This window comes from Thermoanaerobacter sp. YS13, assembly GCF_000806225.2.
In the GTDB taxonomy this organism is placed as follows: Bacteria; Bacillota; Thermoanaerobacteria; order Thermoanaerobacterales; family Thermoanaerobacteraceae; genus Thermoanaerobacter; species Thermoanaerobacter uzonensis.
In genome coordinates this window covers 42,726-68,639 of the sequence record NZ_JOOI01000001.1, presented here as the reverse complement: position 1 = coordinate 68,639, position 25,914 = coordinate 42,726, and the positions used below count along the sequence as shown (strand labels likewise).

General features: G+C 34.9%; 20 protein-coding genes, 1 pseudogene and 1 riboswitch. Of the genes and pseudogenes, 3 read left to right on the top strand and 18 right to left on the bottom strand.

The genetic code is table 11. From position 1 onward, the window contains the following. Positions 1 to 105 precede the first annotated feature (105 nt). The 17 genes from THYS13_RS00285 to THYS13_RS00205 form a co-directional block, all read right to left on the bottom strand. On the bottom strand, positions 106 to 1,485 hold the full coding sequence (locus tag THYS13_RS00285; RefSeq protein WP_042832624.1) for an amino acid permease: 1,380 nt from the start codon (positions 1,483 to 1,485) through the stop codon (positions 106 to 108). 225 nt (positions 1,486 to 1,710) lie between these two features. Beyond that, positions 1,711 to 3,165 carry a sigma-54-dependent Fis family transcriptional regulator gene (locus THYS13_RS00280; RefSeq protein WP_052210434.1) on the bottom strand — a complete coding sequence of 485 codons (1,455 nt, stop codon included), beginning with the start codon at positions 3,163 to 3,165 and terminating at the stop codon, positions 1,711 to 1,713. A 97-nt stretch (positions 3,166 to 3,262) separates the two neighbouring features. Next, a riboswitch (Lysine riboswitch) is annotated at positions 3,263 to 3,441 on the bottom strand. A 120-nt stretch (positions 3,442 to 3,561) separates the two neighbouring features. Then, positions 3,562 to 4,131, bottom strand: coding sequence for a pyridoxal 5'-phosphate synthase glutaminase subunit PdxT (gene pdxT / locus THYS13_RS00275; protein ID WP_042832623.1), 570 nt, complete (start codon positions 4,129 to 4,131; stop codon positions 3,562 to 3,564). A gap of 1 nt (position 4,132) precedes the next feature. Continuing rightward, positions 4,133 to 5,011, bottom strand: coding sequence for a pyridoxal 5'-phosphate synthase lyase subunit PdxS (gene pdxS, locus THYS13_RS00270; protein ID WP_042832622.1), 879 nt, complete (start codon positions 5,009 to 5,011; stop codon positions 4,133 to 4,135). 122 nt (positions 5,012 to 5,133) lie between these two features. Continuing rightward, positions 5,134 to 6,762: an MBL fold metallo-hydrolase RNA specificity domain-containing protein gene (locus THYS13_RS00265; RefSeq protein ID WP_042832621.1), complete on the bottom strand. Its 1,629-nt coding sequence runs from the start codon at positions 6,760 to 6,762 to the stop codon at positions 5,134 to 5,136. An 80-nt stretch (positions 6,763 to 6,842) separates the two neighbouring features. After that, entirely contained in the window at positions 6,843 to 7,250 is a 408-nt protein-coding gene (locus THYS13_RS00260; RefSeq protein WP_042832620.1) for a nucleotidyltransferase domain-containing protein, read from the bottom strand. A gap of 41 nt (positions 7,251 to 7,291) precedes the next feature. Further along, entirely contained in the window at positions 7,292 to 8,587 is a 1,296-nt protein-coding gene (locus THYS13_RS00255; RefSeq protein ID WP_042832619.1) for a TIGR02679 family protein, read from the bottom strand. Further along, on the bottom strand, positions 8,580 to 12,746 hold the full coding sequence (locus THYS13_RS00250) for a TIGR02680 family protein (protein ID WP_042832618.1): 4,167 nt from the start codon (positions 12,744 to 12,746) through the stop codon (positions 8,580 to 8,582). Before THYS13_RS00250 ends, THYS13_RS00255 begins: the two co-directional genes overlap by 8 nt. Further along, on the bottom strand, positions 12,739 to 13,890 hold the full coding sequence (locus THYS13_RS00245; protein ID WP_042832617.1) for a TIGR02678 family protein: 1,152 nt from the start codon (positions 13,888 to 13,890) through the stop codon (positions 12,739 to 12,741). The genes THYS13_RS00250 and THYS13_RS00245 overlap by 8 nt, the downstream gene beginning before the upstream one ends. A 10-nt stretch (positions 13,891 to 13,900) precedes the next feature. Continuing rightward, on the bottom strand, positions 13,901 to 15,388 hold the full coding sequence (locus THYS13_RS00240) for a TIGR02677 family protein (RefSeq protein WP_042832616.1): 1,488 nt from the start codon (positions 15,386 to 15,388) through the stop codon (positions 13,901 to 13,903). A 171-nt stretch (positions 15,389 to 15,559) separates the two neighbouring features. Then, the gene (locus THYS13_RS00235; protein ID WP_042832615.1) at positions 15,560 to 15,910 is read right to left on the bottom strand and encodes a phenylpyruvate tautomerase MIF-related protein; all 351 of its coding nucleotides are present in this window, start codon (positions 15,908 to 15,910) and stop codon (positions 15,560 to 15,562) included. A gap of 5 nt (positions 15,911 to 15,915) precedes the next feature. After that, a complete protein-coding gene (locus THYS13_RS00230) occupies positions 15,916 to 16,416 on the bottom strand; it encodes a hypothetical protein (RefSeq protein ID WP_042832614.1) in 501 nt (166 codons plus the stop codon). Next, positions 16,416 to 16,793 (bottom strand): nucleotidyltransferase family protein, encoded by a 378-nt coding sequence (locus tag THYS13_RS00225; protein ID WP_042832613.1) that lies wholly within the window; start codon positions 16,791 to 16,793, stop codon positions 16,416 to 16,418. Before THYS13_RS00225 ends, THYS13_RS00230 begins: the two co-directional genes overlap by 1 nt. A 59-nt stretch (positions 16,794 to 16,852) precedes the next feature. After that, positions 16,853 to 18,115: an Nramp family divalent metal transporter gene (locus THYS13_RS00220; protein ID WP_042832612.1), complete on the bottom strand. Its 1,263-nt coding sequence runs from the start codon at positions 18,113 to 18,115 to the stop codon at positions 16,853 to 16,855. Positions 18,116 to 18,137: 22 nt separating this feature from the next. Next, positions 18,138 to 19,502 carry an RtcB family protein gene (locus THYS13_RS00215; RefSeq protein ID WP_201035664.1) on the bottom strand — a complete coding sequence of 455 codons (1,365 nt, stop codon included), beginning with the start codon at positions 19,500 to 19,502 and terminating at the stop codon, positions 18,138 to 18,140. A gap of 337 nt (positions 19,503 to 19,839) precedes the next feature. After that, complete coding sequence (ltrA, locus tag THYS13_RS00210) at positions 19,840 to 21,252, bottom strand: group II intron reverse transcriptase/maturase (RefSeq protein ID WP_042832609.1); 1,413 nt, start codon at positions 21,250 to 21,252, stop codon at positions 19,840 to 19,842. Between the two features lie 494 nt (positions 21,253 to 21,746). Beyond that, positions 21,747 to 22,664 carry an aldo/keto reductase family oxidoreductase gene (locus THYS13_RS00205; protein ID WP_042832608.1) on the bottom strand — a complete coding sequence of 306 codons (918 nt, stop codon included), beginning with the start codon at positions 22,662 to 22,664 and terminating at the stop codon, positions 21,747 to 21,749. Between the two features lie 333 nt (positions 22,665 to 22,997). On the opposite strand from THYS13_RS00205, the gene THYS13_RS00200 reads away from it, so the two are divergent. Genes THYS13_RS00200 through THYS13_RS00190 form a run of 3 tightly spaced genes read left to right on the top strand, consistent with a single transcriptional unit; the run spans position 22,998 to position 25,517 of the window. After that, positions 22,998 to 23,543: a LemA family protein gene (locus tag THYS13_RS00200; RefSeq protein ID WP_042832607.1), complete on the top strand. Its 546-nt coding sequence runs from the start codon at positions 22,998 to 23,000 to the stop codon at positions 23,541 to 23,543. Between the two features lie 20 nt (positions 23,544 to 23,563). Beyond that, positions 23,564 to 24,463 carry a zinc metalloprotease HtpX gene (gene htpX, locus THYS13_RS00195; protein WP_042832606.1) on the top strand — a complete coding sequence of 300 codons (900 nt, stop codon included), beginning with the start codon at positions 23,564 to 23,566 and terminating at the stop codon, positions 24,461 to 24,463. Between the two features lie 40 nt (positions 24,464 to 24,503). Beyond that, positions 24,504 to 25,517 carry a hypothetical protein gene (locus THYS13_RS00190; protein WP_042832605.1) on the top strand — a complete coding sequence of 338 codons (1,014 nt, stop codon included), beginning with the start codon at positions 24,504 to 24,506 and terminating at the stop codon, positions 25,515 to 25,517. 65 nt (positions 25,518 to 25,582) lie between these two features. On the opposite strand, the pseudogene THYS13_RS00185 reads toward THYS13_RS00190, so the two are convergent. Then, positions 25,583 to 25,879: pseudogene (locus THYS13_RS00185) on the bottom strand (DUF4351 domain-containing protein); the annotation flags it as partial. Positions 25,880 to 25,914 lie beyond the last annotated feature (35 nt).

Below are 25,914 nucleotides of genomic sequence, written 5' to 3'. Positions count from 1 at the left end.
ATATTGTCTTTTGCTTAATTTTAGTCATCACCTGAGCGAATGAACAAAATGCCAACAACGATAATACTTTGTCAAAAAACTGAATAAGGAGGCTTGTGAGCCTCCTTATTTTTGAATATTTAATACACTATGATATCTTCCATAAGCAAAGTAAATTAACAAACCCGCCAGCATCCATCCACCAAACCTTATCCATGTAACAACTGGAAGGCTTACCATAAGATAAAGACTAAAAGCTGCAGTCAATGGGGCAACTATCCACACAAAAGGAACACGGAATTTTCTCTCTACATGAGGCATTTTTACCCTTAAAACTAAGATACCGATAGATACCAAAACAAACACCGACAAGGTCCCTATATTACAAAGCTCAATTATTATATCAAGAGGTAGAAAACCCGCTATTATTGCAGCTAGCAAGCTTGTAATTATAGTATTTATGTGAGGCGTTCTATATTTGGGATGCACATGAGAAAATACTTCAGGTAAAAGCCCATCCCTTGCCATAACCATAAATATTCTTATTTGACCATAAAGAGTTATAATAAGAGTAGATATCATACCTATAACAGCACCGGTAGCCACTAATGCCGAACCCCAGTTGATTCCTATACTCATCAATGCCCCCGGCAAAGCATTGTCAGGAACAATCTTTTTATAAGGCACCATACCTACTAACACAAAAGCCACTGTAATATAAAGTGCAAGTATAACTATCATCGCCATCATCAAGCCTAAGGGCACATTTTTCTGGGGGTTTTTTGTCTCCTCTGCTGCAGTAGAAACTGCATCAAAACCTATATATGCAAAAAAGATTATCGCTGCAGCAGACATTATACCTTTCCAACCATATGGTACAAAAGGAGTTAAGTTAGATAATTTTACATGGCTTATTCCAATAAAAATAAATAAAAGTATTACCGCAATTTTTAAAGCTACTATCAAATTATTGGAAATAGCAGTTTCTTTTACACCTATATACAAAATCCATGCAGCAAAAGCAACTATTAAAATTGATGGCAAATCCATTACTCCCCCCCAAATAGGAGGTTTTGTTATAATTTCCGGTAAAGTTATACCGAAAGACTTTAAAAGACCTACAAAAGTTCCCGACCACCCTGACGCTACTGCACTTGCTGAAACCAAATATTCCAAAAGCAAGTCCCATCCTATTACCCAAGCAATAATTTCTCCAAAAGCCACATAGGAATAAGTATATGTACTTCCAGCAACAGGAAACATCGTAACTAATTCAGCAAATATAAAAGCAGCTAAAGCAGCAGTTATGCCACCAATTATATACGAAACTATAACACCTGGACCTGCTCTTAACGCACCTTCACCAGTTGCAACAAAAATACCTGTCCCTACAACAGAGCCTATTGCTAAAGCTGCAAGGTCAATAGCTGTTAGTTTTTTTGCTAGACCTGTTCGTTCTGCTGCCTCCAACAGTTGATCTGCGGACTTTTTTCTAAATAAATCCATCCAGAATCCCCCTAATTTAAAAATTTGTTAATTATTAAGCTCAATAACTTCCATAAATATTCAATACTTCTTTATTATGCCCCCCTTTCTTTAGATTTAATAATAAATTAAATTCATTAAAGTATAACTTAAGTATAATTACCTCTTTTGATAAATACATTTTTCCTTATAAATATTTTGCTTGAAAGTTGTCTTTTTGCCTAAAATTAAGCAGAAAATTTAAAATTAAAAACCTATTTTTAACATCTTTATTTTATATTGCAGCGTTTGCCTTGGAATACCTAAAATTTCTGCCGCTCTGCTTATATTTCCGTTTGTTTTTTTCAGCGTCTTAGAAATAAGTTCATATTCTATTTTTGATAAAAAAGTACGAAGGTCTTCTTCTATTTCAATAGTATTATTTATAGCTATTTCTTTCTCTCCCGCTATAAAAGCATTTTTTAAAATATGCTCTGGAAGGTCATGTAATTGAATCATTTCGGTCTCGCAGAAATTAGAAGCATATTCAATCACACCTTTTAATTCTCGTACATTCCCCGGCCAAGATAGACTCATCAATACTTTTTTTACCTCTTCGCTCACTCCTTTTATGTTTTTCCCAAGTTGCCAATTAAATTCTGCAATAAAGTGTTTCACTAATAAAGGAATATCACTTTTTCTTTCTCTGAGAGGTGGCACATACAAGCTAATTGCGTTCAAACGATAAAAAAGGTCTGATCTCAAAATCTTTTTTTCTAAAGCTTCCTGAGGGTGAATATTAGAAGCACTGATAACCCTCACATTAACTTTTCTCACCTTACTATCCCCTACACGTCTTATATATCCCTCTTGTAAGAAGCGCAAAAGTTTTGCTTGTAAATCAAAACTTAAGGAGGTAATTTCATCTAAGAATAGAGTCCCTCCATCTGCAAGTTCTACCAAACCGGGACGATTCTCTGCACCTGTGAAACTACCTTTTACTGTACCAAAAAGTATTGATTCCATCAAATTTTCAGGAAGAGCAGCACAATTTTGTGCGATAAAAGGACCGTTTTTTCTCAAGCTTGCATTATGAATGGCCTGTACTAGAAGTTCTTTACCTGTCCCCGTTTCACCATACACAAAAACAGGAGAGTTGCCTCGTGCAATTTTTAAAGCTTTGTATTTTAATTCTTGAATTTCCTCAGACTCTCCAATAATATCATCAAAAGTATAGCAAGCCTCATCACTATTTTTGCTAATTTGTTGTTGGTTATGACGCACTTCTTCTCGTAATTCAATTACCTTTGTCATGAGGTTTTTTACTTCAGAAAGGTCCTTAGAAATATCAATTGTACCATACACTTTTTCATCGATTATAATTGGAAGAGTAGTAGCGAAAAGAGAGATTTTTCGTCCGTAGCAATTAGTAATTTCTTGTTCTTGCTTAACAACAGGTTCACCCGTTCTCAATACTTTTAAAATTGTACTTTCTTTTTTTGAAAGTGAAGGAAACATTGCTAAAATATGCTTTCCCATAGCTTCTTCTACAGGGATGCCATCAATCCTAGAGGATTCTCGATTATAGTACAGGGTATAACCTTCACTATCAGTAATTTGTACTCCCCAATCGATATACTCAAGTAACATTTCTAAAGCTTTCTGATAAAAAGTTTGTGGTAATTCTTTTCTTTTGCTATATGTTTCATCTTTATAAGACATTCTTTCACACAGCCCTCCCCCAAACGATTACACTACCTACATTTTCTCCTTTGCTTTACTAAAAAAAGCGCTATTTATGTAATGAAAACATTTTCACTACATAAATAGCGCTTCACGGGCTCTCACCCATGACAGTGATGGACTTTGTGCCCATCCCCAAGGATATATCCAAAAACGAATACACCTTTCGGCAGACAAACCTTCGCCATAAGTATTGGAGGTTCTTCTCCTTATCACCTTATGGGTACCTGTTTTGCCTGCTCCTCTATTTATGCTCCCTCATTTTATTCAATTGTAAACACGGCTTATGTAAAGCTTATCATTTACCTATATTATAACACACATCAAATATTGTTGACAATACAACAGCATGAAATTTTTGCAAAATAAAAAGGCTTAAGAGTTAAGCCTCAAGAAATACTTATAGAAACTTAAATCATCCGTAAGTTCGGGATGAAATGATGTGGCCAGCAAATTATCTTGCTGTGCTGCTACAATTTTACCTTGGTGCTTCGCAAGTATCCTAACACCATTTCCTACATTTTCTATATACGGAGCCCTTATAAAAACCGCCTCTATTTCATTATTAGAAACTACTGGTATCATGAGCTTCGTTTTAAAACTGTCAAGTTGACTACCATATGCATTTCTTTTAACTGAAATATCCATTATTCCAAGGTGCACTTTGTCATCATTAACTATATATTTTGCCATAAGTATCATGCCAGCACAAGTGCCCCATATAGGAATTTTCCTCTCATTTAGCTTTAAAATAGCCTTTTTGAGTCCAAAATCTACAATCATTTTCCCTATTGCAGTGCTTTCGCCACCCGGTATAATCAATGCATCTAAGCTTAGCAGAGTATTTTTGTCTTTTGCCAAAACAGCTTCTACACCATCTATAAGATTTAATTTTTCAATATGTTCTCTAACAGAACCTTGAATTGCCAATACTCCAACGCGCAAATTACCATCCCCTTGGAGCATATAGATCTTTTTCATCAAGTTTCCTTATATCAATACTCTGCATGGCTTCTCCCAATCCTTCTGAAACTTCTGCTAATATTTCTGGTTTGTCATAATAGGTTACAGCTTTTACTATAGCCTCTGCCATCTTTTCGGGATTTTGTGACTTAAATATTCCAGAACCAACAAAAACACCATCTGCACCAAGCTGCATCATTAAAGCCGCATCTGCCGGTGTCGCAATCCCTCCTGCCGCAAAATTTACAACTGGAAGTCTCCCATGCTGTGCAACATATTTTACAAGTTCATATGGCGCTTGAAGTTCTTTAGCAGCAGCCATAAGTTCGTCTTCCCTCAAAGTTGTAAGCCTTTTTATTTCGGCATTTATTATCCTCATATGTCTTACTGCTTCCACGACATTTCCTGTACCTGCTTCTCCCTTTGTCCTTATCATAGAAGCACCTTCCCCTATACGCCTTAGTGCTTCTCCAAGGTTTCGCGCCCCACACACAAAAGGTATTTTAAATGCCCACTTATCTATATGGTACATCTCGTCTGCAGGGGTTAAAACTTCACTCTCATCTATAAAATCTATCCCAAGTGCCTCTAAAATCTGTGCTTCCACAAAATGCCCAATTCTAACTTTTGCCATAACAGGGATTGATACTGCCGCCTTTATCTCCTTTATTATTTTAGGATCTGACATTCTTGCAACTCCGCCTCTTGCCCTAATATCAGCTGGAACCCTTTCAAGTGCCATGACAGCGACAGCACCTGCTTTCTCCGCAATAATTGCCTGTTCTGGTGTTGTCACATCCATTATGACTCCACCTTTTAGCATTTGGGCTAAATTTTTATTTAGTTCATACCTTTCATTCATTGTTCTACTCCTCCTTACAATTGTATCTATATCTGTATGCATCTTAATATCAATTGTATCTATTAAATAATGACAAGTCAATCGGAACATTATAGATACAAAAAAAGAATGCATAATGCATTCTAATCTAAAAGTTCTCTATACAATTTCATTAAACTTTCATTTATATTGTTTAACTCACTTACAATAGGACTTAAATCTTTTGTTATATCTTTACTGTTTATTAACTCTTGAAGTTTATTCAATGCTTTGTCACTTCTCAGTTTCATTTCTTCAATTTTGTTAGTAATCTCCAATTCAAGTTTAGACTTATCCTCAGCCTCTCCTCTTACAAGCTTATCTTCATTGAAATCATAAGTATCATATCTTGAAGGTATTAAAGTCTTTACTCTAATCTCACTTTCTATCTTATCTGCCAGTTCTTCCTGCGCTTCATCTTCCCCATGTACAATGAATATTTTCCTTGGCTTATCCGTAAATTGAGAAAGCCAATCTAATATACCCTTTTGGTCTGCATGCCCAGAAAAACTTTCAATATATTCTATTTCAGCTTTTACGCTAATATCCTCACCAAATATTTTGACACTTTTTTCTCCTTCCAAAAGTTTGCGTCCTAAGGTCCCTTTTGCCTGATACCCCACAAACAAAACCGTGCATTCTGGTCTCCACAAATTGTGTTTTAAATGGTGTTTAATTCGCCCAGCTTCACACATCCCACTGGCTGATATGATTATAACAGGTGTTTTGATTTCATTTAATGCTTTTGATTCTTCTACACTATGGGTAAAATGCAAATTAGGAAAGTCGAGGGGTAAATCTCCTCTTTTAATGTATTCCTGAGCTTCACTGTCCAAATATTCAGGATGTTTAGTAAAAACATCTGTTATAGAAGTTGCAAGTGGACTATCTACATAAACAGGTACGTTGTTTAAAAACTCTATTTCGTCTTTGTACAATTCTCTGTTTTTATGTAATTCATATAAAAGTTCTTGAGTCCTTCCAACAGCAAAAGAAGGTATTATGACATTTCCGCCTCTCTTTACGGTTTTTATGATAATCTCCATGAGTTTTTTTGCCCTATCTTCAATATCTTCATGAAGCCTATTGCCATAGGTAGACTCACACAAAACATAATCCGCACTCTTAATCGGTGTAACTTCTTTTAAAAGAGGAATTTTTTTATTCCCCAAATCCCCTGAAAATACAATTTTAGTTTCTTTGCCTTTTTCATTTACCCAAACTTCGATTATAGATGAACCAAGCATATGTCCTGCATCATTAAATCGAACTCTCACATCTTGCGCTGGTTCAATTATTTCTCCATAATCTACTCCATAGAAAATGCTTAAAGAATCTTTCGCCTCATCAGCAGTATAAAGAGGTTCCCTCAAAGGCTTATCTGCCCTTTTTCTTTTTCTGTTTTTCCATTCACTTTCCATCTCTTGTATATGCCCACTGTCTGGAAGCATATATCTGCATAAATCTACGGTAGCTTTTGTAGCGTAAATCCTTTTTCTGTATCCCCTCTTGTACAAAAGAGGAATTCTTCCGCTGTGGTCTATGTGAGCATGAGTTAAAAGCACAAAATCAATATCATTTACATCAAAAATAAATTCTTGATAGTTTAGCTCGTCTTCAACTTCTCCCCCTTGAAACATTCCGCAGTCAACAAGAAACTTAGTCTTTTCCGTCTCAACTAAATAGCATGAGCCTGTAACCTCTTTAGCAGCTCCCAAAAAACTTATTTTCACAATAACGTCTCCTTTCATATTAGGAATAACAATTTTCTTCCATCCATTTACTCTTCCCTATCACCTACAACACTTTTTACCTATTCTTTAATAACATCCATCTGCACTTTTCTAAAATATTCCATGTCCATATATTCTCTTAGAGTTTTAACCTCAAATTCCACCTTTACATCTTCATTTTCTTCAAAAATAAGTTTGCCGTGCTTTATTACTTGATGCCTTAACACTGGATTTGCAGAATTTAATACTACCAAATCTATATCATCTCGTTTAAATATTGAAACCAAATCGCCAATCAAAGAAAGTTTGTCCATAGTATCATATCCATTCCCTAAAAGTACCCCAATATCAAGATCACTATTTTTTGTATTAGTGCCTTTACTATATGAGCCAAAAACATATATCAACTTTATGTCATATTTACCCTTTAAATATTGCAAATTTCTCTTAAATATTTCTTCCACTTCTTTTAAATCTCTCTGAACCACTACAAACACCTCTTTAAGAAGGCATACTTATTACCTTAATTTTACCACTCCCCCTTACCTTCTTCAATCATTTTTATACCATTTATAATATCATCTATTATAAGCTCCTGATACCCTGCTTTTTTTATTATTTTCATCTCCTTTGCCACATCAAAGAGTAAAGGTGATTCAATCTTATTTAGCTTACTAAGCCTTACCTCATTTATGACTTCATTTGAAATAGATTTTAAATAATCTTCTACACCGTACTTCAAAAAGTGAAACTTGTCTTTATACCTTTTGTACAATCTATCTGCTATCATAAGCCCCTCTGGGTCAAAATCTCCCGAGTAATATATCTCTGTCCCTTCTTTATAAAGCATATCTAAAAGCAGGAGAGAAGAAAGTTTTGGCTGGCCATATGTACATACAAGAGGAAATACGTTGCTTGTGGCATCTATTAAAGATGTAAAAACTGAAGGATTCTCTACAGCATACACTTTCTTAGAAGGGCTTATGACCCTCTCAATTTTACTCAAATTTAAAAGAGGAACTTGCAAGACTTGATTGCTTTCATAAGCAGCCTTAAATACTTGATTTTCCGTATCGCCCTCATATGCCAAAAGTCCTGAGAGTGTGACATAATTGGATATTTCATCTATCAAAATACCAACGTTGTAATAAAGTTCTGATATTTCTTCACTTCCTTTTACTTCATTCAGCCCCAACAAAGTGCATAAAGCGTTTATAAACATACTTCCAGCTTCTGTATTTGAATCAAAATAGTGAGGATTACGTGCAATCTGGGAAGAAAACACCGGCAGTCTTTTCTTTTCCCCTTTATAAACAGGCAAATTATTTATAGCATCACATACATACATTATATCTTTTTTTAGCCCATTTCTATCATTTAAATACCTCTGGTTTACTGTCCTTACCCCTACAGCGGTTCCCTCATACAAACTTTTTAGCCAATCAATGCACTTACATTCCTGGTATTTAGAGAAGAGCTCTTTAAAGAACTCTTCTCTTTCTTTGGCCAATATTTCCATATCCTCTTTTTTGCTGGTGAGTTTTCCGCCAAAATAGTATTCCAGTATGTCTTTTAGCGTATACTCCTCAAATCGCGTATTTTTTAGCGATTCTTCAAACTTTGCCACATCAATGGATGCAGATTTTTTTGTCCTATAGTCTTTTTTAAAATGGTTTGTAAGTACTTCTTTTTCATCTTCCGTAAGATTATCAAGCTTTACAACGCCTCCAAGACGTCCTAAACTTCTGTACTTTTCCCTTATACCTTCAAAAATCCTCTTGTATCCCTTTTTTTCTTTAAAATATTTAAGTTCTTCTTTATTCATTTACAGCACCCACCTCAAGAGCGGCAACCTCCTCTTTTTCAGGAAGTATAAGGTGCTTTACCTTTCCATCCCACAAATACTTCATGACCAATACAGCCTTTGCATTTTTTGGCCTTACAAGTTCATAAATTGAAAGCTTGGGAACAGTGTCATAATCTCCCCACAAAACCTGCGAATTCATTATATAATTAAATCTTAGATCTTCAATCAGTTTAAACATATCCCTTATGTTTGTATCATCAACTCCTGCAAATGCTTCATCTAGAGATATTATGCGAGGTGCAGTCGGCGATGCTCCCTCATATCTTGAGTAAACCGCGGAAAACAAAGGTATATACATAGCCATCGCTTTTTCTCCGCCGCTCAACTTATTAAAAGCATTATCAGTAAGCTCCTTGCGGCTTTCCCCTTCTTTTTTGTAGTAAAGCTTAAACTCAAACCAATCTCTGTAATCTAATATTTCTTTCATAATCTTGTGAAAAGTTTCTGTATTGTTTTTTTCCTCCATTGCCCTCCTGGCTCTTTCTACTTTTGACCTAAAATGATTTACAACTTTATCGAAGACTTCCTTTTTCAGCATATCAGCATCGGATTTTAAAATATCCACAAGCTCTTTTGTATCAAGTTCTTCTTCATTAGAAGCAGGAATGCTTCTCCACTCAATAGAGAACTTAAGTCCGCTGGAAGTATCCCTTTCAGACATGAGTTTATTCATTTTCTTTACCCATTCTTCTGCTTTAAAAATCTTTGCTCTTATCTTAATTCCCACATTGTGCATTATAATCTCTTCAAAAAGAATCTTATCAGTCTCTCTTAAAAGGCTTTCATTCGCCATTATATCTTCTTCAATATTAGAATAAAGCGTATATAAAGACACAATTTTACCATTTATATTTGCCGTGATATTGAGCCTTCTCTGCTTATTCTTTGCCTCTTTTATTCTTTCATTGTCTCCCTCATAAACTTCATCAAAGATAGTGCCAATTGAAAGCCCATATTCCAAAAGTTCATTGCGAGTTTCAAAATACACATTTTGAAGTCTCTCTGTAAACTTTTCTCTGTCAAAGCCCGCTTTGTCAAAAAAGACTTTGTATTCAGAAAGAATGCTTTTACTTAATTTTAACATATCCTCCATTTCAACCTCTTGCTTGATAAAGCCAAGTGCTAATTCCTTTTTTAAACCCTCTTCAACAATATTGTAAATTTTCTCTTTAAGATGAATCTCTTCTTCAATGTTTAAAAGGTCTTTTAAGCTTCTCTGTAGCCGCTCCTCAAGTTTTGCTTTTTCTGCTGATTTATTTGTAATCTCTTTAGGTATTTCCTCCAGCCTTTTTAGGCAAATCTCCAGTTCTTTTTCAATTTCTTCAAGTCCAAGTTCTTTTAATGTCTCTTTTAGCATCTCAATTTTCTTAACAGAACTCTGTATTTTGTTTTCCAGTACGTCTATTTCGTACTTTAAGTTATCAATATCGTATTCTAAATCTTGTTTTTGCTGCAATAACATTTCTTCGTTTGAAATGTGCAAAACATATTTGTTGTATAGTATTTCTACTTCATTAAGCCCTGAAGCGTATTCTTCCACATATTCATACGCAGAAGAATAGGTATCAATATCTGGATGTATGTTTATGCCAGATGTCAATTCTCTTACAACAGCTTTCTTTTTCTGAAGGTCCTCAAAACAGTTTTTAACTGTAAAAAGCTGTTCATCCAGTTTATGAGAGGTGTATTCGTAATCAGCCTTCGCCGTTTTTAAATATCTATATGCTTCTTCAATGTCTTCTTTCCCGGGAAATGCCGAATATTCGTAATCCAGCCTCTGTATCCTTAATTTTTTTGCATTTATTTCCTCATCGATTGCAGATATTTCAGCTTTTATAGCCTGTATTTCTTCTTGTATAGACTTAATAAGCTCTTCTCTGTAGCGCTTTCTAGACTCACTCCCGATGTACTTCGATTTAACTTTATTCCGTGCTTTCCCTTTTATTACTCCTATTCCATATGCGCCATTTGAATCGATATAGGTTGTCCCACCTTCTTCTGATACAAATATATTGCTTAAAGCATCTGAAATATATTCTGGTGAAACCCCTTCTTCATTGTCAACTACTCTAAAATATTGAGATACATTTAACATCATATTAAAGCTTCCGGGCATAACATATTTATCCGCCATATTGCTGTCCATTTGAAGAGCTTTTTCAAAATATTCTTTTGGCACGATAAGAGCATCCAAAAGCCCCATGTCTTCTATCGCAGCTTCTATATTGCCTCTTGTCTTATCATCCACATCCTCTTTAAAATCAATCGCCATGTAAAGAGGAATGTAAGGAATTCCAGCTTCTTTAAGCCTTTTTCTGTTGTTTATGACTTGTTCATCTCTGTCAGGCTCAGGATCTTTTTTGTTTTTCCATTCCTCCAATAACTTTTCTTTCTCATGAAGCTGATTTTCTTTTACCTCTCTTTGATTTTCTAATCTTAAAATTTCTTGCTGAATTCCATTTAGTATTTCCTCATAGGGTTTTCTCACAAAAGCCAAAATATCGTCAAATCCTTTATCCTCTCCATACGCCAGTATGACACGGCTTAAACCTTCCAATTGGCTACTTAAAAGCTTAAGTTCTGCATTGCCCTGTGACCAACTATAAACTCTTTCAACGTATTCTCTTTTTTGTTCGTCAAAAAGCCTTTCTGCCTCATTAAGCTTTTTAGCCCTGTCTTCTCTTTCTTTTTTAAGCCTTTCCTGCTCACAAAGTGCGGCATCATACCTTTTATTTGCTTCTATTTCTTCTCTCAATGCATTCATTGCACGCTTTATTTTATCTTTATGCTTTTTTAATTCATTTTTCCAATAAGTAAAATCAAATTCTTTTCCATACACTTTTTTAAGTTCACTTACAGAAAACTCATGTTCCATGAAATCTACATCCTGTGCAATTGAAGATATATCCTTTAATTTATCCTGTAGTTCTTTATCCAGTTTGTATTTTTGTTCCTCAGTGTTTTTTATCTTTCTTTCTAAACCATAATATTTATCTTGTTTATTCCGGAGTTCTTCTTCTTTTTTAGACTTATCCTCCAAATACTGCTTATATCGATCCTCTTCTTCTAATAACTCCTTTTGGGTTCTTTTAGCATCACCACTTGAAAGCTGTTCTTCCTTTTTCTTTAAAGCTTCTCTTTCACTTTCAAGAGAAATGATGTCATTCCCTAAGTTTGCTATTGTACTTCTGTAATTTTCAATATCTTTAGTTAAATTATCGTATTCTTTTTTTGATGCGTATAAATCGCTGTATGCCTTTACTAAATCCCCAGCCTTTTCATAAAGAATGTATTTGTTATAATTGTCGTACTCATTTTTAAGCTTTTTTACTGCAGCCATATTCCTGTAAAGAACATCAAGGTGCATCTTAATCTGGTCCATATTTTCTATGGTTTCTGAAAGAGGCCTCAAATCATCATCTGTGAGAGAAGGCAGTGAAGCTTTCATAATTTCATATATCACAGTAGGCCTGAAGTCTTTGGAAAGCTTTGGACTTCTAAGCTGTATCAGCAGTTTTATGAGCTCGTCGTATTCCTCGATAGAACTAAAGCCAAAAATGTATTTATTGACCATTTCCATGTACTCTTTTTGGCTTTCAACTACTTCTCCGCCTTCACCTATTCTATTCTTAAGTTCTTTTTTGGTAAGTGGGACTTTTACTCTTTTGCCGTCATCGCCTATTTCCATTTTGTATAAAAAGAAGTCGATACCTATACGCCTGCCGTCAAGTATTACAAAGCCCCAAAAGTCCATATTTTGATGCCTTTTCGCCTTTAGTCCCATGCCTATTGTAATGTAGCTGTCTTTTTTCTCTTTTTTAAATTCCATGAAAAGATAGCCAGTTCTTTCATCAAGCCCACTTACCTCTTCTTCCCCAAGAAGATAGTCCTCAAGCTTTCTCGCCTTTGAGCCAAAGGGATCAAGTCTTTCAGGACTTTTGTTGCCATCTAATACTAAAGGTATGAAACTCTGCATTGTCACTGACTTTCCAGAACCATTAGCACCTCTTAAAAGAAGCCTTCCATCTGCAAACTCAAATATTTCATCATCATAATACCAAAAATTAAGAAGCCCAATCCTGTTAATCATCCATCTTTCGGCTAATTTTTCACTCATCTGCACCTTCTCCTTTTTCAAAATCTGGAGGATATTCCCCAATTAGCTTTGCCGCCATAGGCAGTATTTTAATAGAATGCAATTCCTCAACTCTTTTTATCATCTTAAAGCTTTCCATGTTTTCAATGACCTCTTCTATAAGCTGCTTTTCACTCATCTCCCTGTAAGACTTATACCAACCATCACTAAATCTTTCCTTTACTTTCAAAATAATATTTATAAATTCTGCTTCAGTTATATCTATAGTATCGTCAGGATTATAGGCGAGTTTTCCATCTTCAATCATTTGTCTTATAATTTTACTTACCTGCAGCATTATATCAGATATGTTTTTGTTTTTGTCGGGAAAATAAGACCTTAAATATTTGTTGTCATTAAATAGGACAAAAGCAGAAGTTTTGTGGAGGTGAAGTTTTGCATCAAGATACTTCTCTAAATCTTTCGCTATAGTATTTCTGTAATTTTTTATATACATGAAGTCTTGGTCATCAGGTCCTTCACTATACACAGAAGGTGAAAGAATAAGTTTTCGGTACGCCCTGTGCCTTCTCTGTATAACCGCATCTTTGGAGTTTGAAAGATTTAAGTCCTCCTGCAAAAAATCCTCAATCTTCATGTCTTCTGTAATTTCTCTGTTAAAAGACCTCAAAAAATACCTTGAAATACCTGTGTTTTCGTAAAGAACCTCAGTATCTTCACTTTCTGAAAACCTCTCATGGTCACCATCATCTATTTTAATTATGCCAATATCTACAGCAAAATTGAGCACCCGCACAAGTGACTTTCTGTGCTGAAAAAGCGTCCAATCTACTTTATCAGGTCCATCATACTGCGCCTCTATGTATTCCGTTATATTAGACAACACAAACTGGTCTTCTGGTCCTTTATCCTCCAAAAAAGCTAAGAGCAAACACAAAAATGCATAATCCATAGGCATTTGAAATGCATCTATCCCCATCCACTCTTCAACATCTGACGGCACTTTTTCTAACTTAATAATATATGGGTTTATAATCAATCTATATCCTAACTTCTCTTCAACAAAAGGTTTTATTTTATTCTCAGCATCTCTTATTTTGTTAAAATTTTCTCTATCCTCTCTCAGTATCCAAAAATTTTCAAGAAGCATCTGAAGTTCTTCCATATTTTCACCTTCAATCCACAAACTCAATTACAATATCAGGCATATCAAGATTACCATCTGTGCATTTCAAAACCGCTCTTTCACCATTCTTTGGCATGTGAAGTCTGTATGTTCTTCCATCTTCTGTTTTTCCTGTAAAGCCATTTCTTGCTATCGCTTTTCCTATCCATTTAAGTATTGTTGCCCTCACAAAAGGTTTTACAACAGGTAAATCCTTTATCCTTATTCTATTGCCAACAATGCAACTTGCTATTATTTCATCTTCTATATTTTTCTGATTGAGATAGTCCATCAGCATCTCCGTCTTGTCAGCACTTTTATCAATAATCGCATTTGTCTTAACAGAATTACTGTAGCTCCTTGTTTTTAGCTTTATAATCACTTTAAAGGGCGGTTCTTCCCATACACTCTGGTTTACACTTTCTGTCTTTCTTTCAAAATCACCTTTAATGTGCCTTGTGTAAAAGCAACCGAAAACCGCCGCAGACAAAAGGTGTGCTTCTTTTATATTGGTTGCTTTTGCAAACATTTTAGAAAGAGCAATATATTCATTCTTTCTGCTGGCAGCTTTCATCCTGTTTTCTGCTATTCTCGCCGCATACATTGTTATTTTTCTGATTATTTCGTTTGATATATTAAGAAGCCTTACTGCCTCGCTGTCTTCAAAATTATGACCTGTAAACCAAAAAGATATGTTATTCCACTTATCCATCAAATCTTCTTTTACTTCCTCTTCATTTAAAACCCTGTCAATTCTTGGGATACTCATTTCATATTGGCATAACTTATCTACAACGGAATTGACAACCTCCGGACTCACCTTTTTCAAAAAGCTCTCTATGGCAACAGAAAACCTCTGAAGGTCTTTTATAAAATCTCTTAAATATTCTATAAGTTTGTCTTTGTAAATTATAAACTGCTCTGACTTCATAAGTTCATCAGCGTTAGAGCTTTGAAGACTTGCAATGTAATCTGTCGCATTGTGATATATATTTTCAAAGTCGGTATTGAGGTCTTCCCACCATCTGTTTATTTCCTGTAAATCCTCTTTTTTCGCCATTTCATTTATCTTTATTAAATTGCGGTAAATCCTTTCAAATAAAGACGGCTGTAGTGACCCACCATAACCGACGATACTTTCCAACTTTATGGTCATTCTCTCTATCTCAATAGAATATGGACTCAGCTGATACCTGAATTTTTTGTTTTTAAATTCGTCAATCGTAGAAGCTTTAGTGGTATCTTGTGTCGCAATAAGGTTTTTCCATTCAGTAAGTGCTTTTAAGTCCTGCTCACATTTTTCCATTGTATAGTCAGCAAACATATCAAATTGACTTACATATTCATATATATCCTCTTTGTACAGCCAATATTTAAATTTCTGGTACTGCTCATAAAAATACCTCATGATAAGGCGATATCGCGAAGCATTTTCCGCAGACAAATACTTTACCTCTTCAATCGGTTTTATCACATTCAAATCAAGTTTATCTTCCATAACACTTCACCTTGCATTTATATTTCATATATATTGTAAACTTAATACTCCCTCATTTCAATTTATTTTTTGACCTTTTGAAACAAAAATCCTTATCACTTCCCATAATTAGTGGAAATAATAAGGATTTAAAAAATCTTCTCATCATTTTCACTTTTAAGCATTCCATTTTTAAAAAGTGCTCCCATTATAACCCCAATTCTGTCCCTCTATTTCTTGGATAACTATATAAATACTGTCTTTTCTATAGCCCAAAACCTTATTTAAAACATCACAAATCCTTTTTGATATTTCTTCCTTTTGTCCCCTTTGAAGTTTGCCAACAAGCTTTATCTCAACAATACCTCCCTTTACTAGAGGTTGACCTTGGAAAAATATATCCTCTTCTTCAGTAAATCTCACCATAAGCCAATTTTCACTTTTTCCTGCAACTTCATACATCACATCGGCAAATTCTTTCTTTAAAACTTCCTTATTTTCTGATGCAATCTTTTCTTTTGTAATTAAATTTACAATTGGCATAAATCTTACTCCTTTTTTATAATAGATTCCATCTCATTGATAAATTTCCAAACATCTTTTTTTAGATTATCCACAGCTTCTGGAAAAATCTCTAACAATCTTGCTATTCGTTCGGGCATAAGATTAAATCCATAAATATTTCTAAAAATATGTCTAAATCCCCTAAATTCATTAAGCAATAATTTAGTATCTGTATTTATAAAAGCTGGCCTTTCCCCTTCTATCGGCATAGACATTTGCTCAAGTAATTCTAAATGCCATTCAGCCCCAGATGGCATAAAACCATCTATATTTTTTGCAACAATTTTAAACATATTTTCAACAGCAGTATAAAAATCATGGAAAATAGAGCCAATAGCTCTTAACACAAAATCATCAGTCAGTGTTTGTTTCAAAGTTTTTTTGTCAAACATATCTTTCGTCTTTAAAGTATCATACAATTTTTGTATATTCTCAAGTTCCATTTTGAGTCTTGCTGAAATAACTTTTACCTTACCCACATCCACTACCCTATTTCCCTCCCCTCTTTCTCTATTTCCTTTAACAAAGCCTCCGTAGCATCTCGTTGTGTAACTATACTCACTTTATAAGGCCTTGCAATATTCTCTATCTCAACAAACATTGTCCAGTAGTTAAACTTATCATCATCCCAATCATCTACAAAAATATCAATATCCGAGAATTCCCAAAAATCAAATTCCCTTGCCAGTGATCCATACAAGACAACTTTACTCACATTATATTTTTCTTTCAAAAATTTAGCAATCTTATACGCTTTATCTAATGCATCCTTTTTTCGTATTTCTAGCATTTCTTTCTCTTTTTTACTCTTTAACCGCCAATTTTCACGTATTTTCTTTTTCTCTTCATCAGTGATACTCATCTTCCTCACCACACAAAATTCTTTACATATATTCTACCATTTTATAGCATTTATATCAATCACCCAACAAAGCTCATAAGAAGCATCACATTTAAAACCGTCACTATAATTCCTATAGTCCACAACAATACTTTATAAAGCAATGTATTTGCAAACTTACCCATGATCTTCTTTGAAGAAGTCAAATAAATGAGCAAAAAAATTGTAATTGGAAGCTGTATACTTAAAAACATCTGCGAATAAACCAGTCCTTGAAAGGGGCTTTTTACAAAGAATATTATTAGCACTGCAAAAATATATGTAATTCCTACGCCAACTTTTGTATGTGCATCATGTATATCATAAGGTTCTCCATATATCCCCGCAAAAATACTTCCACCTGCCATTCCTGCTGTTATAGATGAAGAAATTCCTGCAAAAAGAAGAGCCAAAGCAAAAATCATTGCTGATGCATTTCCCAAAAGAGGTTTTAACATCTGCTGTGCCTGATTAAGCTCCGTTACAGTTACATTATTGGTAAAAAAAGCCGATGCTGCAACAATAATCATAGCACTGTTTATTCCCCAACCTATTATCATAGAAAAGATAGTATCAAAATACTCATAATTAAGCTGTTTCACTATGACTCTCTCATCTTCTAAATTCCACTGTCTGCTTTGTATTATCTCCGAGTGCAAAAACAAATTGTGGGGCATAACAACAGCACCAAGTACACTCATAATTATAGGCATAGAACCTGCTGGAAATTCTGGTTTCACCCAGCTTGAAGCTGCTTCAGCCCATTTCACATCAATTAGCGAAAGCTCAAATATAAAAGAAATGCCAATAAGAGATACAAAACCTATAATCCACTTTTCCAACTTTTTATAGGAATTTGTATAAAGCATCCATGAAACAAAAACAAGAGTAATCAAACTTCCTATCTTTATAGGTATCTTAAAAAGCATTTGAAGAGCTATCGCGGTACCTAAAATTTCTGCCATCGCTGTCAAAATAGCCGCAAAGACAGCTGAAATAAGAACTAACCTCGAAGTAAAAGGCTTTAAAAACTTAGTTGCAGCTTCAGACATGCAATACCCTGTAACTATACCCAGATGTGCAGCATTATGTTGAAGTATAATAAGCATGATAGTAGATAAAGTCACCATCCATAAAAGCTTATAACCGTAAGACGACCCTGCAGCAACATTAGAAGCCCAATTCCCCGGGTCAATAAAGCCAACAGTAACCAGTAGCCCAGGACCTATGTATTTGATAAAATCTAAAGCCATAAGTTTAGGGCGATGTTTACCTTTAAATAAATTTTTGACTCTTGTAATCATTTGTTCACCTCATCTTAAAATTTTAATCTGCACCTTTTACAACTGCAAGAGGCACAAATCGAGTAACAGGTATAGTAATTTCTCTTTTCTCAAGAACAGACACAACCTCTTCTACGTCTTTGTAAGCAAGTGGTGACTCATCAGCGATATCTTTATAAGACCGAACATTGTATACTACATCCCCCATAGCCTTTTCAAATTCCTCTTTACTGATTTTTTTAGCCTTATTTCGTGAAAGCCTTCGTCCTGCTCCGTGATTCACAGAATAAAAGGTCTCTGCCGCTTTTTCTGTGCCAACAACCACATAAGAACCTGTACCCATACTGCCGGGAATAAGAGCAGGATGTCCTGATTCTTTGTAAAAAGAAGGATTTTGAGGATGCCCTGATGGTAAAGCCCTTGTGGCTCCTTTTCTGTGAACAAGAAGTTTCTTACCGCCATGTACTTCCCACTTAGCAATATTGTGAGCAACGTCATACACAAGTTGGAACCCCATAGACTCCTCAGACTTTTTCAAAACATTCTCAAAAGCCCTTATCACATCAAACATGATTATCTGCCTGTTTGAAAAAGCAAAGTTCACTGCAGCTGCCATCGCTTTATAATACGCTTTGCCCTCTTTTGAATCAATAGGAGCCGCTGCAAGTCCTTTTTCAGGTACCTCAATTCCATATTTCTTTGCCGCTTCCCATAAAATCTTTGTATAATCTGTAGCAATCTGGTGCCCAAACCCTCTGCTTCCCGTGTGAATCATAATGACAATTTGCCCTTTAAAAAGCCCAAATTGTCTTGCCAATTTTTCATCCAAAATAGAATCAACTCGCTGAATCTCTATGAAATGATTGCCTCCTCCTAAAGTGCCAAGTTGTTCTTCGCCTCTTTCCTGTGCTTCCTTTGATACCGCAGAAAGATCAGCTCCTTCAAGCTTTTCTCCCTCTTCAATATACTCCAAATCAGATTTTTTGCCAAAACCCGCTTTAATCACGGCTTCTACCCCATTGTGCACTACATCATTAAAAATTACCCGTGTAATACCCTTGTGTTTTCCCTTTTTCCCTATTCCTGTAGGAACATAATGTTCAATTCGCTCTATAAGTTTATACAAAAGGTCTTTTGTAAAATAATCTGCTTCAAGGTTGGTTCTCACAAGTCGAACCCCGCAATTGATGTCATACCCTACAGCCCCCGCGGAAATAACCCCTTTTTCTTCTATTGCCATAACTCCTCCTATGGGAAGTCCAAACCCCTCATGGATATCCGGCATGCCTATAACAGGTTCCACAACTCCGGGAAGACTAGCAGCATTGACAAGCTGCTTCAAAGACTGGTCTTCATATAAAAGCTCTTTTAACGTATCATTTACATATATTACAGCATCCACTCTCATTTTTCCAAACTTGGGAATTCGCCATCTGTTTATCCCATCTTTTAGAACTGTATACCCCTGTATAACTTCTACCCCATAGGGAGTCACTCCCTTCTTCTCATTATTTCCCCTACAATTAACGAATAGAAACATATTATCATCTATATTACAATCTTTCTCAATTGTCCTGCCATTTCCTTCTTAATTTCATTATATCACACTTTGCTTCACTTTTAAGTATTCAGAATAATCCTCTAAAACACCCTAACCAAATTCATTATCGAGTAGGAGCTGAATAATTATTTTATTCAGCGTCCTCTCACACCACCGTACGTACCGTTCGGTATACGGCGGTTCATTAGGAATTGTGTACAATTAGATATCTTTGGGATAAACTCTTATAACCTATGCTCTCAAAGTATTTATTTGTAAGAGTCTTATTTAGGATTGGGCTATTGGATATTCTCCAGTAGCCTTTCCTTGTATTGGCGTATTCCCAGGCTTTTTGTTCTTCTACTCCTAGTTTTACTAAGTTATCATGCTTCGTTTTTATCTTCTTCCATTGTTTCCATATACATGCCCTCAGTCTTCGCCTTATCCATTCGTCAAGGGTTTTCATTATGCTTTTCGCGTCTGCTAATCCAAAATAGTTGACCCATCCTGTTGTTATTTGATTTAGTCTTTTTATTCTGTTTTCCATGCTTATTCCCTTGTTCCGATTGGTTATTTCTCTTACTTTTCCCTTAAACCTTTTGATGGATTTTTCATGGATTCTTATTCTTACTTCGTTTTCTTTTGTATAGAATGAAAATCCAAGAAATTTTCTTCTCCATGGTCTATCTACAGCACTTTTTGCTTCGTTGACTTTTAGTTTTAATTTGCTTTCTATGAATTTCTTTATGCTCTTCATTACTCTGTTTCCTGCAGACCTGCTTTTTACATATATGTTGCAGTCATCTGCATATCGGCAGAATTTATGCCCTCGTTTCTCAAGTTCTTTGTCTAGTTCGTCCAACATTATGTTTGCTAATAGGGGACTTAATGGCCCTCCTTGGGGTGTCCCTTCTTCTGTTGATACTTTGATTCCGTTTATCATTACTCCTGATTCTAGGTATCTTCGTATTAACTTTAGTACTCTTTTGTCCCCTATCCGCTTTTCTAGTTTGGACATTATTATGTCGTGGTTTACTCTGTCAAAGAATTTTTCTAAGTCCATATCTACAACCCATGTGTATCCTTCATTTATGTATGCTTCTGCGGCTTTTATTGCGTCTTTTGCACTGCGTCCTGGTCTGAATCCATAACTGCTATCTGAAAATGTATGGTTGTAGACTTTATTTAGTATTTGGGCTATTGCTTGTTGTATTAGTCTGTCTAGTACTGTAGGTATTCCTAGTAGTCTTACTCCTCCATCTGGTTTGGGAATTTCTACTCTTCGCACTGGTTGTGGTTTGTATTTCCCTTCCAGCAGTTGTTGTTTTATGGTTGACCAGTTTTCTTTGAGATACGGTAGAAGTTCATCTACTTCCATCCCATCGACTCCATGGCTTCCTTTATTTGCAACAACGCGCTTGTATGCTGCTTCCATGTTTCCTCGTTCTACTATCATTTCAAGCATCTTGCTGGTATATCTTTGTACTTCGTTTCTTCCATCTTCCGACGCCGATGATATACTATGCACTTCCGTTGTCTTTTGAAATTCCATTTCTCTATTCAACGGATAGCCTCTTTGTTGAGTTGTCTGCAATCTTCGCATATCTTTCGAGTCCATAAGATTTTCAAAACCTCCTAACGTTCGGCCCTTCCTTATCTATTCATGTCTAGATAAGTACTATGACCTCTGCTGACTTCTCAAGGTTCAGCCATACATCACTGCATGGGTTGTCACTTCAGATTTTACTTCCACGACTTATCCTTGAGACCTCCCCGGGTAAGAACGATAACTTTCATCTCATATATCTGCCAGATTTACTGTATGGGATTCGGGTAGTGTTGGACTTCGTTTTGTTACGCAAACTCATCCATCCCAATTCAGCCTCTTATCTGGTTCTTGTTCATCAGACCGAGATTTTGCCTTAAGCTTCCTTCAGATTCCACCTCACGATGGACACCCTTGCTCTTGGCTAGTGGTTCCCACTACCAAGCCCACAGCGGACTTTCACCGCCTAGTTATCGCCCATGCCGGGCGCACATAAAAAAGGTACTAATTCTCTTAGTACCTTTTTGTAAACTTTATTTTCTTTATCACAAAAATAATACTCGCCTTTATGGTAATTTGTTCCCTGCAGCTCTATATAACTCATACCATTCCTCTCTTGTAAGTTCAATCTCTGATGCTTTGCATATATCTTTTAATCGAGCAGAATTTGTCGTACCAACAATAGCTTGTATCTTTGCTGGATGTCTTAAAATCCATGCAATAGGTATAGCAATACTCGGCACACCCTTTTTAGCAGCAATTTCGTCAATTTTGTCATTAAGTTCTTTAAATTTTTCGTTACCTAAAAAAGTGCCTTCAAAAAATCCATATTGGAAGGGCGACCATGCTTGTATCGTAATATTATTTAACCTGCAATACTCCAAAACACTGCCATCTCTATCTATAGACTGATCTACTTTCATATTCACATTAAAACCAGAATCTATCATACCTGTATGCATAATACTAAACTGCAATTGGTTTATGATAAGCTTTTGGTTTAAATACTTACTAAGCAGTTCTATCTGCATCGGATTAAAATTACTTACCCCGAAATTTCTAACCTTGCCACTGCTGTGAAGTATTGAAAAAGCCTCTGCAACTTCTTCTGGTTCCATCAAAGTATCAGGGCGGTGTAATAACAAAACATCTATGTAATCAGTTTTGAGCCTTTTTAAGCTTCCATCGACAGATTTTAAAATATGCTCCTTTGAAAAGTCATAATATCCATGTCTTATGCCACATTTAGTTTGAATAATTATCTTTTCTCTGATATCAGCCTTCTTGCTTATTGCCTCAGCAAATACCTCTTCAGATTTACCTCCTCCATATATATCAGCATGGTCAAAAAAATTTATGCCTTCCTCCAGAGCCGTATTTATGAGTTCCGCTACTTCTTTTACAGGCTTATCAGCAATCCTCATACAACCCAATGCAATTGCCGAGGCCTTTATTTCTCCATTACCAATATTGATATACCTCATTTAAAACACCTCTTAACTTTTTGCTTTTATTATAACATACAGTAAAAATTTTTCTAACTGTTTTATATCATTTTATAAAGCAAAATCCAACACAAATATTAAGAAAATTTCGACATACCATGACAAAAATAATCTAAACTTATTTTGGAACACCTGATACCAAAAGTTATATTCTATTGCATGTATAATAGATGTATAATATAATAAAACTAAGAAAGATTTAAGAAAACACAGAATATAAAAGCTATTAAAATGTCAAACTTAGTGTAAGAAAATTAAAGGAGCAAATATGTTAGGTCAGAAATTTATAATGAATATGGAGGAGGAAATCAAATGATATGGATAATTTTAGGTATCGTAGCAGTTATAGTTTTGTGGTTTATTTTGACTTACAATAGTTTTATTAATTTGAAAAACAGAGTAGAAAATGCTTGGGCGCAAATAGATGTACAGTTAAAGAGAAGATATGACCTTATACCTAACCTTGTGAATACAGTAAAAGGATATGCTGCTCATGAAAAAGAGATTTTTGAAAATTTAGGAGAATTAAGGGCTAAGGCAATGGGAGCTCAATCAGTAAAAGAAGTAGGAGATACTAATAATCAGATTACACAAGCTCTTAAGACAATTTTTGCTGTTGCAGAAAATTATCCAGAATTAAAGGCCAATGAAAATTTTTTAAAACTCCAAGAAGAATTAACTAATACAGAAAATAAAATTGCTTTTGCAAGACAGTTTTATAATGATATAGTCATGCAGTACAATGCAGCACAACAGAGAATTCCTGCTTCTATTGTTGCAAATATGATGAGATTAACACCCAAGGAATATTATCCTGTTGATGAAGGTGAAAGAGGGCCTATTAATGTTCAATTTTGATTAATGAGGGTGTGAGTATAATGTCTAGAAAAACTCTATATGAACTTCAAGCAGATAATGTAAGGAAAACTTATCTTTTCATAATTACATTTTCTCTTATACTTTTTGCTATAGGTTATTTTTTTGTATGGTATTTCAACTGGGGACTTACAGGAGTAGTTCTTTTAGCAATTTTTATTGTGCTGTATAATTGGATAGCGTATGAGCAGTCAGATAAAATAGCTCTCGCATCGGTAGGAGCCATTCCGGCAAATCCAGAGGAATATTATGTTCTTCATAATATTGTGGAAGAAGTCGCTCTCGCAGCAGGTATACCAAAGCCTAATGTTTATATAATGGAAGAATCCCAACCTAATGCTTTTGCTACGGGCAAAGACCCAAAGCATGCTTCTGTTTGTGTCACAACCGGTCTACTTCAAATGATGAATAGAGAAGAGCTCCAAGGAGTAATAGCTCATGAAATATCTCACATCAGAAATAGAGATATACTTTTGATGACGGTTGTCGCAGTTGTTGCAGGACTTATAATTTTACTTAGGGATGTAATGCTAAGAAGTATGTGGTGGGGAATGGGAGAAAGCAGAAGAAGAGATAAAAATGACAATGGAGCTATAATTCTCCTCATTATTGGGCTTATTTTTTCTATTATTGCTCCTCTTATTGTATTAATTATAAGGTCTGCAATTTCAAGACAAAGAGAATATTTGGCAGATGCAACTGGTGCCTATATTGTAAGAGATCCCTATGGTCTTGCATCAGCTCTTGAAAAAATAGGTAGTTATACTAGACCCATGAGAGTTACCTCTGACGCAACAGCTCACTTATTTATATCAAATCCTTTTGGAAGAGTAGAAAAGTTATTTGCAACTCATCCACCAATTGAAGAGAGAATTAAGAGGTTGAAAAGCCTTACAATGTAAAAGACATAAGAAAATTTTATAAGGAAGGATGTAAATAGTAATGAAAGAAAAGGCGACATTAGAAGAGTGGAAAGAATTGTATGAGGTAGCTATTAAAATAAAGGAATTAAATCCTTGGAAATATTTTTGGGATGTAGATATAATAACATTAATTTTGCCAGAAAATGAAGAACCAGTATATTGTAGTGTAATGGGAAGAGGAGGAGAATTTTACGGTATAGGTTTTTATTTTGGGTTTGATGCTTTGGACAATTTTTACAAAATTATTGAGACTACTGATATGCCACCACTGCAAATTCAGCGATTTCAAGAAGATAATGTAATTATATGCTATTTCGGGGATAGAGAAGAGTTATTTAAAGAAGAATTGCAAATTGTAAAAGACCTGGGATTGAAGTTTAGAAGTAGGAATAACTGGATCTATTTTAGGTCTTTCAAGAAAGGATATGCTCCTTATATTTTGAATAAAGAAGAAGTATTAAAACAGACAGCAATAATGAGACATTTATTACAAGCACTAAAAAATTACATTGAAGAAGATATTGTAGTTAACTTTGAAGAGGGAGAAACTTTAGTTCATAAATACGATGAGCAAAAAAATCAATGGGTTACTTTAGCAACTCCCCTTTTGTTACCCCAAAGAAAATATTTAATCCCTGTATTAAAAGATGAACTTCTTTTATCAAGAATGGCAAAGCAAACAACTACTTCTGCCGAAATAGAAGTTGATATAGCGTACTTGAATACCATAATTAGAGATAAAGAATATGATAGACCAATTGCAGGGAGAATTTGTATTCTTGCTGATTCTAAATCAAGGATGATAATAGATCAACATATTCTTTCTCCAGAAGACGATGAAGTGCAATATATTTTTGATATGGTAATTCCATATATTTTAAATATGGGTAAACCAAAGAAAATATTTGTAAGAGATGAATATTTATTTCATTTATTGGTTGATTTGTGTGAAAGAACTAAAATTAGTTTATATATAAAGAGAAAACTTGATGCGATTGATTATTTCGTGGAAGAATTTGTAAACTTTAGATAGGGAGCAGGATTTTATCTGCTCTTCTGTTACTAAAAAAAATAAAGACACTACTTTTCATAGTACCTTTATTTCAAGAACTTATCTAAATCCTCTATTTTATCTATCTCAAATATATTATCAACAATAACCATCAATGTTTCTCTGTTTGCACCATCTATTTTCTTTACATATTCTTCAGGAACATTTCCAAATTTCTTCTCTAATAACTTAATAACAGTTACTCCTATTCCCCTCTCCATGCCTTTTTCTATTCCTTTTTTTATCCCTTTTTCAATACCCTTTTTCTCACGCTCTTTCATCTCTTGTAATATGGTTTTTCCAAGATTTGATATCATTATATTCACCTCCTTTAGATTTTCATCATCCATGGCATTCTGCTCCTTCTTAATATCATTAT

What these genes read in the sequence shown, in the direction of transcription:
- THYS13_RS00285 (WP_042832624.1), bottom strand. Translation starts at nt 1,485, where the DNA reads ATGGATTTATTTAGAAAAAAGTCCGCAGATCAACTGTTGGAGGCAGCA.
- THYS13_RS00280 (WP_052210434.1), bottom strand. Translation starts at nt 3,165, where the DNA reads ATGTCTTATAAAGATGAAACATATAGCAAAAGAAAAGAATTACCACAA.
- pdxS (WP_042832622.1), bottom strand. Translation starts at nt 5,011, where the DNA reads ATGAATGAAAGGTATGAACTAAATAAAAATTTAGCCCAAATGCTAAAA.
- THYS13_RS00255 (WP_042832619.1), bottom strand. Translation starts at nt 8,587, where the DNA reads ATGAATAAAGAAGAACTTAAATATTTTAAAGAAAAAAAGGGATACAAG.
- THYS13_RS00250 (WP_042832618.1), bottom strand. Translation starts at nt 12,746, where the DNA reads ATGAGTGAAAAATTAGCCGAAAGATGGATGATTAACAGGATTGGGCTT.
- THYS13_RS00245 (WP_042832617.1), bottom strand. Translation starts at nt 13,890, where the DNA reads ATGGAAGAACTTCAGATGCTTCTTGAAAATTTTTGGATACTGAGAGAG.
- THYS13_RS00240 (WP_042832616.1), bottom strand. Translation starts at nt 15,388, where the DNA reads ATGGAAGATAAACTTGATTTGAATGTGATAAAACCGATTGAAGAGGTA.
- THYS13_RS00235 (WP_042832615.1), bottom strand. Translation starts at nt 15,910, where the DNA reads ATGCCAATTGTAAATTTAATTACAAAAGAAAAGATTGCATCAGAAAAT.
- THYS13_RS00225 (WP_042832613.1), bottom strand. Translation starts at nt 16,793, where the DNA reads ATGAGTATCACTGATGAAGAGAAAAAGAAAATACGTGAAAATTGGCGG.
- THYS13_RS00220 (WP_042832612.1), bottom strand. Translation starts at nt 18,115, where the DNA reads ATGATTACAAGAGTCAAAAATTTATTTAAAGGTAAACATCGCCCTAAA.
- THYS13_RS00215 (WP_201035664.1), bottom strand. Translation starts at nt 19,502, where the DNA reads ATGAGAGTGGATGCTGTAATATATGTAAATGATACGTTAAAAGAGCTT.
- ltrA (WP_042832609.1), bottom strand. Translation starts at nt 21,252, where the DNA reads ATGGACTCGAAAGATATGCGAAGATTGCAGACAACTCAACAAAGAGGC.
- THYS13_RS00205 (WP_042832608.1), bottom strand. Translation starts at nt 22,664, where the DNA reads ATGAGGTATATCAATATTGGTAATGGAGAAATAAAGGCCTCGGCAATT.
- THYS13_RS00200 (WP_042832607.1), top strand. Translation starts at nt 22,998, where the DNA reads ATGATATGGATAATTTTAGGTATCGTAGCAGTTATAGTTTTGTGGTTT.
- htpX (WP_042832606.1), top strand. Translation starts at nt 23,564, where the DNA reads ATGTCTAGAAAAACTCTATATGAACTTCAAGCAGATAATGTAAGGAAA.
- THYS13_RS00190 (WP_042832605.1), top strand. Translation starts at nt 24,504, where the DNA reads ATGAAAGAAAAGGCGACATTAGAAGAGTGGAAAGAATTGTATGAGGTA.